This window comes from Roseateles sp. T103 (assembly GCF_057219915.1).
In genome coordinates, this window is sequence record NZ_JBXVVS010000005.1 from 219450 (window position 1) to 233624 (window position 14175).

Genomic DNA, 14175 nt, shown 5'->3' on the forward strand with positions numbered 1-14175 from the left:
CTCTATCTCTCTTGCTCTGTTGTTGTCGGCGAGCCGCTCAGCTCGACGCTGGTGCGGCCGCCTCCGGCTGCACCAGCACCTGGGCCAGACAGCCTCCGGGCTCGGCCGGCGCCAGGCGCAGCCGGGCCCGCGAACCAAAGGCCTGGGCCAGGCGCAGCGAGCTGTTGCGCAGGCCGTGCCCGGCGTCGGCGCCTGTCGTCTGCGCCTGCGTGGCGGCACTGAACTCCAGCTCGGCAGCGACGCCGGGACCATCGTCGATCACCTCGACCTGCAGACTGCCGTCGGCCAGCACCTCGGCCCGCAGCAGCACCTCGCCACCGGAGAGCTGCGGCTGCACACCATGCTCGACGGCATTCTCGACCAGGGTCAGCAGCAGCCCCGGCGGCAGCTGGCGGGCCGCGGCGGCGTCGCTGATCTCGACCCGAAAGCGCAGGCGCTCACCCAGCCGCGCCTGCATCACTTCCAGATAGCGTCGCACCGCCTCGCCCTCCTCGCCGACCGACAGCAGCGGTCGGTCGAACAGCGGCAGCGTGGCACGCAGATAGGCCGTCAGCGAAGCCAGCATCGGCGCGGCGCGGTCGTCCTTGCTGGCCACCCAGTGCTGCAGCGAGGCCAGCGAGTTGAACAGGAAGTGCGGCTGGATCTGCGCACTGGAGAGCTGACGCGCCAGCTCGGCGGCCTGCTCGCGCAGGCGCTGGTCGTGCAGCCAGTCGGCCAGGAACTCGTTGCGCCACATCGCCAGCACCCACAGCCCGAAGCTGGCCAGCAGCAGCAGCGCCAGGCCCATCTGGGCCACCGTGGTCTTGCCCACCGAGAAGTCCAGGTGCATGAAGCCCGCGTAGACGCCCAGCAGGAAGTTGCTGCAGATGCTGATCGCGATCACCCACAGGTAGCCTAGATACAGCGAGCGCATCGTCGGCCGGCGCCACACCCAGGCGGCCACGCGCATCAGCGCCAGCGCCATCACGAAGTCGACGATGAAGCCGGCCACTCGCAGCGCAGGCTCCAGCATCCAGCTCAGCAGGATCGCCAGCGCCAGCGCGCTGACGACCGAGGCGGCCTGCACGCTGGGCGAGATGCCCGAGGCGCGCTGGCCCAGCAGCTGCCACTGCGCCTCGCTGAACTTGTGGCGCGGGCCCAGCATCAGCACCACATGCCAGTCCAGCGCGGCGAACCAGGCCCTGGCGCGCTGCAGCTTCGTCATCGCAGTGCTCATCGCGTGTGCTCTCCCTGCACCGCGGTCTGCAGCGGCAGGCTCAGCGTGGCGACACAGCCGCCGGTCTGGGCCGAGTTGGCCAGCGCGAGGCTGGCAGCGTCGCCGAAGGCCTGGGCCAGGCGTTCGCGGCTGTTGGCCAGCCCGACGCCACGGGCGCCGACGGCCGGCGTGCCATCGTCAGCCAAGCCCGGCCCGTCGTCGCTGACGCAGAGCTGCATCTTGCCGTCCACGCGCCGCGCCTCGATGCGCACGCAGGCGGCGCCCAGCTTGGGCATCACGCCATGCTCGATGGCGTTCTCCACCAGGGTCAGCAGCAGCGCGGGCGGCAGCAGCTGATCCTCCAGTCCGGGCGCGATCTCGATGTCCACGCGCAGTCGCTCACCGACACGGGCCTGCATCACCGCCAGGTATTCGCGCACCGCAGCCAGTTCTTCGCCCAGCCGGATGCGCTCGCGGTTGAACAGCGGCAGCGTGGCGCGCAGATAGCCGGTCAGCGCGCGCAGCAGCGGCGTGGCGCGCGCGTCACCGCCAGCCACCCAGTGGTCCAGTGAGGCCAGCGAGTTGAACAGGAAGTGCGGCTGGATCTGTGCCTGCAGCAGCTGCGTCTGCATGGCGGCATGGCGGCGCTGGTCGTCCAGTTCGCGCAGCCGCGACTCGATCTGCTGCACGCGGAAGATCACCAGGAACCACCAGCCGCTGGCCGCCGCGAAGAACCAGGCCGCCATCAGCATCACCGGCAGATCCATCCAATCCCGGCCCAGGATGCGCACGCCGGCATAGCTCAGCAGCATGAACAGCACGCCCGCCACCAGCGTCATCAGATTCAGGTCCCGGCGGGTCGGGCGCAGCCACAGCCAGCGCGCCACCTGCAAGCCCAGCAGCGTCAGCAGCAGCATGCCCGCGAAGATGAACGGCGCCTGCTGACGCGGCATCTGCGAGTAGCTGACGGCCAGAATTACAAACAGATTGCCCAGCACATAGTGCTCGATCATGCGCGGCCAGCGCTGGCTGCCGGCGCGATCCATCTCGTCGCGGCTGAAGACGCGCGTCGGCCCCGGATACCAGTACTGGCTCCAGTCCAGACGCTTCGTTTCTTGCTCTGCGCTCATGTCGCCCCTCCCTCGCGCTGCACCTCCAGGCAGACCTCGGTGCCCCCGCTGTCCCGATTGCACAGCAACAGCCGGGCCCGCGGGCCGAAGGCCGCTTCCAGGCGTGCGCGGCTGTTGCCCACGCCCAGCCCTTCCTGCCAGCCCTCGGCCAGGCCGACTCCATCGTCGACGATGCGCAGGCGCCAGCCTTCACGCTGCGCCTGCAGACTGATCTGCAGACTGCCGCCGGCCAGCGTGGGCGCCAGCCCATGCTCCAGCGCGTTCTCCACCAGGCTGAGCACGATGCCTGGCGGCAGCTGCGCGCGCTCGGCGGTGGCTGCGTCGATGTCGAGCTGGTAGCGCAGGCGCTCGCCCCAGCGCGCCCGCATCACGATCAGGTAATGGCCCACCAGCGCCAGCTCCTCGGCCAGGCTGACCTGGGGCTTGAGCATCAGCTCGGCCGAGCCGCGCAGGAAGGCCGTCAGCGCCCGCAGCAGCTCGCTGGCGCGGGCATCACCGCTGTCCACCCAGTGCTGCACGGCCGACAGGGTGTTGAAGATGAAATGCGGCTGGATCTGCGCCTGCAGCAGGCGCAGCCGTGCCTCGCTGGCTTCGCGCGCCATGCGCTCGCGCTCCTCGGCGACTCGCGCCTCCTGCAGCTCCTGCTGCAGCTGGTAGCGCCTGGCCGCCGCCGTCACGCCGGTGAGCGCGGCGATGAGCAGCATGCCTCCCAGCCCGGCCGGCACGCCGATGCGCAGCAGGCCTTCCAGCTCATACGGCAGGTCGTAAAACACGCCTGAGCCCTTGAGAATCAGGCGCATCAGCACCCAGCCGCTGACGATGCCGATCAGCACACTGAGCAGCACCCCGGGCAGATGGGAGCCGCTGCGCAGCCGGTATTTCTCGGGCATCAGCCAGGCCCCCAGTACCAGCACCAGGAGTGCGCCCAGGATCAGCAGGGGCAGGGCGAGCGCCATCGCCCAGGGCATGCCGGCGACTATCAGCCCCGCGCTGCTGCCCAGCCAGGCGCCAGCCAGACCCAACCAGACGCCAAGTCCGCGGCGGCTGTAGAGAAAGCGGTCCATGGCCCGCGCCTGGGCCTGCATTTGCGGCTCCATGCGCTGGTAGTAGGGCTCGGCCCAGGCGAAGTACCAGCGCTGGAATCGGTTGAGTTGGGTCTCGGTACTCATGGGCCGGAGTCTAGGCAGGGCCAGCGAGGCCGCGTGGCGCTGTGCGGCGAGCTGCAGATCGGGCGGACGAATGGCGGAGGCGCGGCGGCGGGCTCGGGGGCGTCGCCCTCATCGGGCACGCACAGAACCGCCCTCGAAGACCTTGAGCTCGCCGGGCTGGAAGGCCACCCAGGGCTCGTCGCGCGTCAGCGGCTCGGTGGCGATCACGGCAACGCGGTCGTGCGCGGTGGTGTGGGCGGCAAAGTCCACGCTCAGGTCCTCGTCGGCCAGATGCGCCTGGCCGAAGGGATGCTGGCGCAGCAGGTAGTGCAGCTTGGTCGAGCCATGCGCCCACAGCGCCTGGCCGTTGGAGAGCAGCATGTTGAAGGTGCCGTGGCGGTTCAGCTGCGGCATCAGCTCGGCCAGCGTGTGGCTGAGCTCGGCCACGCTGGGCACGTCGCAATGCGCCTTGGCCAGCTCCTGCATCAGCCAGCAGAAGGCGCGCTCGCTGTCGGTATCGCCGACCGGCCGGAAGGCAGCATGCAGGCGCGGCTGGAAGTCGACCAGATTGCCGTTGTGCGCGAACACCCAGTAGCGGCCCCAGAGCTCGCGCTGGAAGGGATGGGTGTTCTCCAGTGCGACACGACCCTGCGTGGCCTTGCGGATGTGCGCGATGACGTTGTCGCTCTTGATCGGGTAGTGCTTGACCAGCTCGGCCAGCGGCGAGACGCGCGCACTGTGGTGGTCGACGAAGTGGCGCAGGCCCTTGCCCTCGAAGAAGGCGATGCCGAAGCCGTCCTTGTGCTCCTCGGCCCGGTGCGCTAGGCCGGTGAAGCTGAACATCACGTCGGTCGGCGTGTTGGCATTCATGCCCAAGAGCTGGCACATGTCAGCCCCTCGCCCGCCAGGTACGGCGGCCGATCCCCCGTGGGGATGCGGGCCGGCTTGGGGCGGCCCGGCGCTCGGCCCGCGGGGTCTGTGAATACGGTCGCATCTCTGCCTACTCGAAGAAAAGCCGCGAGATGCCCTTGACGCTCACGAGATTGCCCGGGTTGCTGGTCTCCTCCAGCACGCCGCTCATGCGGCGCAGCAGGCGCTCGCTCTTCTGGGCGCGCCAGATCAGCAGGTCGGCCAGCCAGGGATAGGCATTGACGCGGTTGGCACGCTGGTAGAGGTCGAACTTGGGCTTGAGCGCGCGCAGCGAGGCTTCGTAGCGCTCACGCGCCGCCGCGTCGTCGTCGCGATGGGCCAGCACCGCCTCGGCGGCGAGCAGGCCGGTTTCCATCGCCTTGCCTATGCCTTCGCCGGTGAAGGAATAGGTCGAGCCCGCCGCCTCGCCGGTGACCAGCAGGCCGGGGCGCGTCCAGCGCGCGCCTTCGAGCGTGCAGCGCAACGGTGCGCCCTTCAGCTCGCCGAGCAGCTCGCCTTCGCGCATCAGCTCGGCGGCCGGCGCGTAATGGGCAACGAAGGCGTCGAAGATGGCACGGAGGTTGACATCCTTCTTCGCGCCCTTGCCCTCGCTGGCGCGATGGCTGTCGGCCACCCCGACACCGATGTTGAAGCAGCCGTCCGGCGCCGGAAAGATCCAGCCATAGCCTGGACGCACCGCGCGGCTCCACACCACCTCCATCGCCTTGATGCGTCCGACCATCGCCGGCGCGCGCACATAGCCGCGCAGCGCCACGCCGCTGGGCGTGTGGCGCTCGCACATGCCGGCGGCAGTGAGCGCCTTGGGCACCGCGCCGGTCGCCAGGATCACCCAGTTCGCGCGCACGTCGCGCTCTTCATCGCCGAGTTTGAGCACCGCGCCGCAGACGCGGCCCTGCGCATCTTCGAGCGGCCGCTCGAAGCGCGCCGGCGCGAGGAAGCGCGCACCGGCATCCTGCGCCCCGCGGCACAGCAGCTCGTCCAGCTCGCGCCGCGGCAGCACCGCCAGCGAACCCGGCACGTCGATGCGTCCGCCGCGCGGGCCTATGCAGCCCACATGAGCCACCGGCTGTGCGCGGGCCATCACTGCATCGAGCAGCCCCAGCCGCTTCAGCGCCTTGTGCGCATCGGGAATGAGGCCGTCACCGCAGATCTTGTCGCGACCCAGCGGCTGCTGGTCGACCAGCAGCACATCCGCACCGGCCTGCGCCAGCCATCGCGCGGCGGCGCTGCCGGCCGGGCCGGCACCGATGACAAGGACTTCAGTCTGCAACGGGCTGTCCATTGTCGGTATCGTCCATGACGCAGGATTCTATGAGGCAGGCCCTGGCCCAAGCAGCGGCCCATGCGAGAGCGCCGGCACGAGGCCGGCGCTGATGGAGTGCGGTCGCCTGAGGCGCATCAGCGCCTCAGGCGATGAGCACCAGGCTCAAAGGCCTCCGCCGCCGCAACCGCTCTTGAAGTAGTTGCTGATCAGCTTCAGCTGATGCGTGTTGGTCGCCCGCGTCCAAGCCGGGCCATGCGCGTAGTCCTTCAGCAGGTGGTACTCCACCGGCTTCTTGGCCGCCTTGGCCCTGTCGACGAAGAGCTCCGACTGGATCTCCGGCACGATTTGGTCCCGGTCACCGGTGTAGACCATGATGGGGATCTCGATCTGGTCGGCCTTCTTCGCCGGGCTGAGGCCCTTGACCGTCGGCGCCTGGCGCTGGCGGAAGAAGGGGTTGGAGTAGAACCTGGCCCAGATGCGCTCGATGTCCGACACACCGGCACCGGCGATCGCACACTTGTAGAGACCCATGGGGCGGACCGAGGCGGCGAAGGCCGCATAACCACCGTAGGAGAAGCCGAACATCGCAATGCGCTTGGGATCCGCCAGCTTCTCGCTGACCAGCCACTTGGCGCCATCGTCCTTGTCGTCCTGCATCTTCTGACCCCACTCGGCATCACCAGCCAGCCAGAGCGAGCGGCCCCAGTCAGCCGAGCCGCGGTACTGCGGCTGCAGGACCACCTGGCAGCGCGACACCATCAGGGGCACCCATCCCGAGTAGTCGAAGTCCATGTTGTCGCGCGCCCAGGGACCGCCGTGCGGATGGATGACGGCAGCGTAAGGGCCGGGGCCGCACAGTTCCTTGTTCGGCACGGTCAGGTAGGCAGGGATGTTCAGTCCGTCACGCGCCTTGTAGTAGACGAAGCTGGCTGTCCCCAGCGAGCGCCTGTCCAGCTTCGGGAACTCGCGCGCGAGCAGCATGAGCTTCTGGCCGCGAAGCAGGTAGTGCTCGGTCGGATAGGCCTTGCCGCTGACGCGCACCAGGTAGGTCGGCACGTCGCCAGGCAGGTAGGCCCGCAACTGCACGCTAACTGCACCGGTCGACGGCACGGTCGCGCGCGCGCCGGTGGTCACGTTGACGAGCTCCTGCTGCGTGGTTTCGATGCCCAGGGCCTTTGCCAAGCCGCTGACCACGGACTCGATCTTCGGATTGGCCCAGTGCACGTCGTCGCCAAAGACGCCCTGGTAGACATAGCCATCGAAGCCGTCTTCGCTCAGTTCGTCGCTCGGGTGAACGACACGCACATTGCTGGCGTCGAAGAACTTGTGCTCGAACACGGTGGAGACGGTCTTGCGCTCGGCGATGTCGTATTCGAGCAGCGCGGTGAACTCGCGCCCCACATTGCTGCGCAGGATCACCGTGCCTGGCTTGCTGCCACGCCGAACGACGTCGATCACATCGCGATCCTTGACGTAGCTGCGGAAGTGTTCCTCCCACTCGCCGGCCTTGTTGCGGAAGTCGATCGCCACATAGGCGCCCTTGTCTTCGGTGGCATATCGCGCCTTGGCCCAGACCTGACCGGAGCCATCCACCCAGACCTGGCCGTCGTTCTCGCCCAGACGCATCAGGCGCTGCGAGGCGCCGGTGCGCACGTTGTAGCGATAGACGTCGCGGCTGTCGCCCCTGGAGTCGCTCTCGACCACGATGTGGTCAGGGTCCTTGGGCATGCGGCTCAGCACCGAGGGACTGGCCAGCGCCTGGCGCAACTTGGCTTCGTCGGAGCGCGCGATCTCGGCCGAGGCCATGGGCTCCTTCCAGACCTTGCCTTCCAGGTCGGTGAACAGGAGCTTGTTGATGAAGGTCTTGGTGACCACGTCGGTGCGCAGGTCATAGGGCTGCGTCAGCTCGACCTGGAGCATGTCGTTCTTGAGGAACGAAGCGCGGCGGATCTGCATCGCGCTTGCACCGATCACGGTCGGTTTGGCCGACAGGTTGTCCAGCTTCCACACGAGGATGTTGCGCGTATCGCCTTGACTCTCGATGGCCAGCATGTGCTTGCCGTCGGGAGACAGTTGAAAGCCTGTCATCTGCGGGAACTGCGCGAGCAGCTCCTCGGAAGGAACGCTGATGGGACTTGGCGTTGCTGGCGTGTTCGCGATGGCTGCCTGCCCCATCAGCACGCTGCTGACGGCCAAGACGAGCGCCCGGCGCGCCCAGGAAGGATCAAGTCGCATTGGCATGGAGTTCTTCTCCCATAAAAAAAGCTGGCAGCCATAGGCTGCCAGCATTCGCTTGGTCCGCAGCCCTGCTTAGAAGGACTTGGACAGGTTCAGGAACACGCGGCGGCCGGTGTAGTCGTAGCCGCTATACAGCGGCGCGTTGCCCACGCGGTTGTAACCGGCCTGCGCCGAGATCATCGGCAGCTTGGCGTCGGTCAGATTGCGCACGCCCAGCGTGGCCTTCCACTTGCTGACGCTGTCCGTGTAGGTCAGGGACAGGCTGTGCAGGAAGTAGCTCGGCGTGTCCAGCTTGTAGGTGCTGGTGGCCGGGTCCTGACCCAGGTAGCCATAGGAATCCATCTTGCCAACCCATTCCAGGCCGTAGTAGACGTTCCAGTCCTTGAACTTGTACCGCACGTCCATGGCGCCGGACCAACGGGGGCTGCCGATCGTGCCGTTCACATCGTCCAGGGGATCCTCGGGGAACAGCTTGTTCGCCTGCTCGTGGTACTCGGTCAGCGTCAGGTCCACACCCAGTCGGCCGATGCCGACATTGTTGGCATAGCGCGCGGTGTAGTCATAGCCGCGGACAGCGTCCGTCGCCAGGTTGACATAGCCGCTCGTCACGCTCAGCGCGTTGGACGGCGTGCGTGCTGCCACCAGTCGGCAGAAACCGCCACCGCTGCGGAAGGCCGGATCGTCGTAGCAGCGCTGCAGGATCTGGCCACCGGTCAAGCGAGACACACCGTTGTCGACCACGATGTCGAAGCGATCCACCGCCAGCGACAGATCACCCCAGCCGGCCGGCAGGGTCGGCTGGAAGATCACGCCCCAGGTCGCGTTCTTGGACGTCTCTGCCTTCAGGCCGGTGTCCTTGCCGCCCGAGCTGATCACGGTGATGCTGTTGTTCTGCGTGAAGCCAGCCGGCAGGCCTTCGCTCTGGCAGTTCGCGGCGCGGGCCGTACCAGCATTGGCAGCCGAGTCCCAGTTGTTGCACGGATCGTTGGTGTTGCTGATGAAGCCCGTCGTAGCACCCAGGCTCTGCTCGTACACGGCAGGCGCACGGTAGGAGGTGCCATTGGTACCACGCAGCGACAGCCACTTCACCGGCGACCACACCGCACCGACCTTGTAGGTCGAGCCCGCGCCATAGGACTTGTAGTCGGCATAGCGGGTCGATGCAGAGACGGTCAGCTCATGCGCCAGCGGCAGGTTCTTCAGCAGGGGCGCCTCGATCTCGGCGAATGCGTCCATGGCCTGGTCGCTGCCGCGCGTCGGCAAGGAGCCAGTCAGGCCGAACAGATTGCCATTCACCGAGTCTTCGGAAGGCGAATCGTCCAGCGAGAAGCGGCGCCATTCGGCACCAACGGCTGCCTTCATCTTGCCGTAAGGCAGTTGCGCGACCGGGCCGGTCATCGAGCCGGAAACCACGTCTTCTTTGTACTTGGCCACACCGGTGTGCGGGCGGAACACGAAGTCAACCCAGGCCTTGGGCAGTTGGCCGGCGACGACGGCGCTGCTCAGTGCCGGCGCAGCCACACAGCCGTTGGAAGGATCGACACAGGTGAAGCCCGTGGCAGCGCTGCCGGTGACCCGCAGGCTCTGCGACAGACGATCGATCAGGAAGGTGTCCTGGGTGTAGGTACCACGGCTTTCGCTGTGCGTCGCCACCACATCGTAGTCCCAACCGAACTTGGGCAGCGAGCCGCGCAGGCCGGCAACAGCCCGCGTGAAGTCGACGGTCTGGCTGGACGAGGTGTTGCCAAAGCCGATGAAGGCGCGAACGCCCGTGGCCGCACCGCCAGTGATGTTGCTGCCGCCTGCCGGCAGGATGGTGCTGAAGGCGAGGTTGGCCGGGATCAGCGGACTGCCCTTGGCGTAGTCCAGCGTCAGCTGCCGATAGCCGGTCTGCTCCGACTCGCGGCGGTTGTACATCAGCTCCCAGTAGAACTCGGCATCGCCGAAGGCCGGAACGTCGACGCCACCCTGCGCATAGAAGTTGTGGTTGCGCACAGGCGAGATCAACGAGCTGTTCAGCATGCGCGGATCGAAGGTGTCGCGGACGTTCAGGTTGTTGGCGCCGCCGCCCACACCTTCCCAGCCCACGAGCCCGGTGGTCACGCCCGAGTTCGGACGCCAGCGATTGAAGGAGGTGCCGACCGAGCCAGGAGCGCCAACGCCAGCAGCCGAGCTGGTACCGATGGTGTTGATGGTGACGCCGTTGGAACCCGTGCCGCTGATGGGGTAGCACTTGGGCTTGCCAGTGCGCGGGTCGACGAAATCGAAGCTGCCCCAATCGCCGACCACGCCATTGGCGCTGGTGCGGCGGTAGTCGGTATTGCACTGAGTCCAGTCACGATCGGCCAGGGTCAGATCGCTGCGGCCGGTGTACTGGTAGGAAGCAAGGAAACGCGAGGTGTCGCTGACACGACCACCGGAGATCGAGAAATTGCGCGAGTCGCCGCCGCCGTTCTCGGTCTTGTTCACCGAAGCATCCAGCGTGATCGAGCTCAGGTTCTTCTTCGTGATGATGTTGATCACGCCGGCCACCGCGTCGGAGCCGTAGATGGAGGACGAACCGTCCTTCAGCACCTCGATGCGATCGATCACCGCGCTGGGCAGCGTGTTCAGGTCAGCCGCGCCGATGGAGCCGCGCGAGCCGGACGGCGCCAGGCGGCGACCGTTCAGCAGCACAAGCGAACGGGTCGGCGCAAAGCCGCGAAGACCGATGGTGTTGACACCCGGGCCACCCTCGACGACGAAGCCGCCGTAGGCGTTGTTGATCTGCCCCTGGCCGCCGGTGACGGAGGTGCTCTGCAGCACTTCGGTGGTCGAGGCAAAGCCTGCCAAGGCCGCGTCTTCGTTACGAATGATCTGCAAGGGGGCCGGAGTGCCGCCGAAGTTGTCGCGCTTGATACGCGAGCCGGAGACGACCACCGCCTCCAGCTTGGTCTCGGCCTGCGCCTTCTGGGCCGCGTCGGTCGATGCGGGCTTCTCTTCCGCTGCGCCCGTGCTCTGAGCTGCGGCGTGCTGAATCAGGATCAGACTCAGCACCGCCAAAGCGACTGGTTTGCGTGCAAGCCGCAGGCCTGCGTTGTTCTTAGCCATTAAGGACCCCTTGAAGTTGACTCCTGGGCCGGCGCTGCGACCGCCATGAACAATCAAACGATTGCGCATAGCGCGCACACTCAGCCCAAAAGCATAAAAAGAAATGAGGTTGCACTTTACCCGCTGATGACAATGGCGAAACGCGGAGTCAACCCTAGTGAGAAATGCGCAACACTGTGCCAAACCGTTGAGCCGTAGCCCGGCACAGGGACCGCGGCGTCACGGCCAGGCCAGCGCTCGGTAGAAAGACGGAAGCCCGGGGCTTGCCCCGGGCTTCCTATTGCATAGCCTACTGACCTACCGACGATCAGAAGTCGTAGCTGGCGCGCAGCTGCAGGGTACGGCCCAGCGGGTTGAAGTAGCGGTAGTCGAAGCCCAGCATGTGCCCGCCATTGGCGCGCAGCGACAGCGGCGGCTTCTTGTCGAACACATTCTTCAGACCGGCCGACAGCTTCAACGCCTTGTTCATCTGGAACTCGGTCTGCCAGTCGAAGGTGTAGTAGGGGTCGATATCCAGACGGATGGTGCGATCGTCGCCGTTGTAATTGCCGTTCGCATCCTTGCCGTACACATCACCCGGGAAGTCCTTGTAACCCGACTGGAAGTTCACGTTCAGCGTGTGAGCCCAGCGACCCGACTGCAGCGTGTTGCTCAGCGTACCCTTCCAGCGGAACGTCACGGCACCGATCGACGGATTGTTGTCGCCCACCGTCGTGAAGTACTCGCCGCCAGCCAGCAGTTGCGACACGTCGCGGATCATGTAGGTCATCCGCAGGTTCGAGGTTAGGCGACCCAGACCGGTCTGAACCCGGCCGGTGGCGTCGATGTCGAGGCCAGTCGTGTACGAGTTACCCAGGTTGGTCTGGCTGGCGTTGTAGGCCAAGTAGGTGTCCCCAGTCACCGAGTCCTTGCGGGTCATCCACAGCGAGGCGTACTTGTAGACATTGTTGAAGGCCTCGTTCTCGTCAACCGAGCCGAAAGTCTTCTTGATGCCCACCCACCAGAGATCTGCACCGACCGAGAAGTCCTGGTTCGGCTCGACACGGAAGCCCAGGGTAGCCTGCTTCGACTCTTCCGGCTTGATGTTCTTGTTGCCACCGGTATAGACGTCGTACTGAAGCTTGCCCGGCTGGCAGGTAGCACCCAGGCTGGCGGCCATCTTGGCCATCTCGGCCGAGCACTCATACGGCTCCGCGGTGACGCCGAACGGCTGGATCGGACGGAACAGCTGGCGCAGCGTCGGGGTACGGAAGCCGGTGCCCACCGAGCCGCGGATCAGCAGCGCACTCATCGGCTGGAAGCGGAAGCTGACCTTGCCGTTGGTGGCACTGGCGATGTCGCTGTAGTTGTCGTAGCGGACGCCGCCAGTGACTTCCAGCTGCTTGGTCAGCGGCGCAGCCATCTCGGCGAACACGCCCTGGGACTTGCGCGTCGCGTTGTAGGCGATCGCAGCGGCTTCGTCGCCAAAGCGCGTGTCATCACCATTCGGACCACCCTTGCCCTGCGCCACGAGGCTGGGGTCGGACTTGACCTTGTCCTCGATGTAGCTGGCGCCGATAGCCAGTGCTGCGTTGCCGCCGCCGAGCTTGAACAGCTCGCGGGAGGCTCGCACATCGGCAGTGGTCAGCGTGCTGGTCTCCGTGTCGTAGATGCCGGAAACCATGATGGCCTTGGCGGCGTCCAGGGCGGCCTGCGACTGATTGCCAGGCAGCACGAAGGGGTTCCAAATGCCGCTGCGCAGCAGTGCGCCGAAAGCCTTCGCCAGCGGGTAGCCGGAGTTGCTCTCTTCGACCTTGGCTTGCTGGCGACCCACGGTGGCCGTGTAGTCCCAGTCGGCAAGGCGGCCTTCCAGCGAAGCCCACACGGCCTTGTTGTCGCGGTCGTACTCGGACTTGCGATTGCCCAGATCGAAGGCGCGATAACGCACAGTCGCAGGTGTCGTGCCGGTGTAGCCGACCATGGTCAGATAGTTGCCAAACGGGCCGGCCGGATCAACCAGCACACCACCGGGTGGCGCCGCAATCTTGCCGCTGCTGGAAGTCTTGCCAAGCAGCAGGTCGACGGTCAGCGTGTGGTCCGCGCCGAGCTTCTTGGCCACGGATGCAAACACATTGGCACGCTCGCGATCCGGGAAAGCCTCCACGGTGCTGGCGTAGTCGAAATAGCAGGTCGGGCCGTCCTGCACATGCATCGGCGGGCACTGGCCTTTCTCGACCAGGTAGGCACTGCGCGGCACGCCGTTGACGACGACGTTGCCAGGGATGGCGCTCGGCGAGCCGTTGAACCACTCGTAGCGCTTGCCTTCGTACTCGAAGTTGATCACGCCGGTCTTGGAGAAGTCCCGCTGGTTCGCCACCAGCGCCTTGCGGCGATCGGCCGACAGGCCGACCAGCACATTGAAGCCATCGCTGTCGATGTTGCCGAAACCCTTGGAGACGGAAACGCTTTCTTCCGATCCGCCAGCCTTCTCGGGCTTGCTGGCCATGATCGAGATGTTGCCGGCGCCATAGTTGCGCTTGGTGATGAAGTTCACCACGCCTGCGACAGCGTCGGAACCGTACAGAGCCGATGCACCATCAGTCAGCACTTCGACGCGCTCGACGATGGCCAGGGGAATCATGTTCAGATCCACCGCACCGCCGGCCTCACCGATCAGCCGACGACCGTTGAGCAGCACCAGAGTGCGGTCGCCGCCAAGGTTGTGGATGGACACCGTCGCTTGACCGCCGCCGCCGCCGCCGATGGTGTCGCCCTCGACGATGCCGCCCTGGACAGCCGAGAGGTTCTGCAGCAGCTCGACCACCGAGGTCACACCGCTACGCTCGATCTCCTTCTTGGAGATCACCTGGACAGGGAGAGCCCCCTCCGACGCAATGCGCTTGATCGCAGAACCCGTGATCTCGACTCGCTCGAGAGACTGCTGAGCAAACGCCGGCGTGGCAGTCAGCGCGACACCACCGCCGAGCGCCAGCAATGCGGCCGTGCAGATCTTGGACTTCATAAACATACAGGAACACCCCTTTTGTTGAGCAGACTCTTCGTCCCAAATCGACCGCCGAGCACTTTGTGGGCGAGGCGGCCTCTGCGTGCGAAAAGTGACGATTCTGTGAATCACAAATCCTTTGAACGAGTGAGGGCTTCCCCCAAGACGGAGGCAGGGCAGCCGTATCGATTTCGCAC

The 14175-nt window shown here is 66.2% G+C and carries 8 protein-coding genes; all 8 read right to left on the reverse strand.

All coding sequences use genetic code 11. The features are described 5' to 3' along the window. Positions 1 to 37 precede the first annotated feature (37 nt). The 8 genes from AC2EBS_RS15445 to AC2EBS_RS15480 all read right to left on the reverse strand — a co-directional run bounded on the left by AC2EBS_RS15445 (position 38) and on the right by AC2EBS_RS15480 (position 13996). The gene (locus tag AC2EBS_RS15445) at positions 38 to 1216 is read right to left on the reverse strand and encodes a sensor histidine kinase (protein ID WP_484729326.1); all 1179 of its coding nucleotides are present in this window, start codon (positions 1214 to 1216) and stop codon (positions 38 to 40) included. Further along, positions 1213 to 2325: a sensor histidine kinase gene (locus tag AC2EBS_RS15450; RefSeq protein WP_484729327.1), complete on the reverse strand. Its 1113-nt coding sequence runs from the start codon at positions 2323 to 2325 to the stop codon at positions 1213 to 1215. Before AC2EBS_RS15450 ends, AC2EBS_RS15445 begins: the two co-directional genes overlap by 4 nt. After that, positions 2322 to 3494: a sensor histidine kinase gene (locus AC2EBS_RS15455; protein ID WP_484729328.1), complete on the reverse strand. Its 1173-nt coding sequence runs from the start codon at positions 3492 to 3494 to the stop codon at positions 2322 to 2324. Before AC2EBS_RS15455 ends, AC2EBS_RS15450 begins: the two co-directional genes overlap by 4 nt. Before the next feature lie 108 nt (positions 3495 to 3602). Next, positions 3603 to 4361 carry a class II glutamine amidotransferase gene (locus AC2EBS_RS15460; protein ID WP_484729329.1) on the reverse strand — a complete coding sequence of 253 codons (759 nt, stop codon included), beginning with the start codon at positions 4359 to 4361 and terminating at the stop codon, positions 3603 to 3605. 112 nt (positions 4362 to 4473) lie between these two features. Next, the gene (locus AC2EBS_RS15465; protein ID WP_484729330.1) at positions 4474 to 5673 is read right to left on the reverse strand and encodes an NAD(P)/FAD-dependent oxidoreductase; all 1200 of its coding nucleotides are present in this window, start codon (positions 5671 to 5673) and stop codon (positions 4474 to 4476) included. A 156-nt stretch (positions 5674 to 5829) separates the two neighbouring features. Further along, entirely contained in the window at positions 5830 to 7908 is a 2079-nt protein-coding gene (locus AC2EBS_RS15470) for an alpha/beta hydrolase family protein (protein ID WP_484729331.1), read from the reverse strand. A 69-nt stretch (positions 7909 to 7977) separates the two neighbouring features. Further along, positions 7978 to 10941 (reverse strand): TonB-dependent receptor domain-containing protein, encoded by a 2964-nt coding sequence (locus AC2EBS_RS15475; RefSeq protein ID WP_484729332.1) that lies wholly within the window; start codon positions 10939 to 10941, stop codon positions 7978 to 7980. A 361-nt stretch (positions 10942 to 11302) separates the two neighbouring features. Then, complete coding sequence (locus AC2EBS_RS15480) at positions 11303 to 13996, reverse strand: TonB-dependent receptor (RefSeq protein ID WP_484729333.1); 2694 nt, start codon at positions 13994 to 13996, stop codon at positions 11303 to 11305. Positions 13997 to 14175 lie beyond the last annotated feature (179 nt).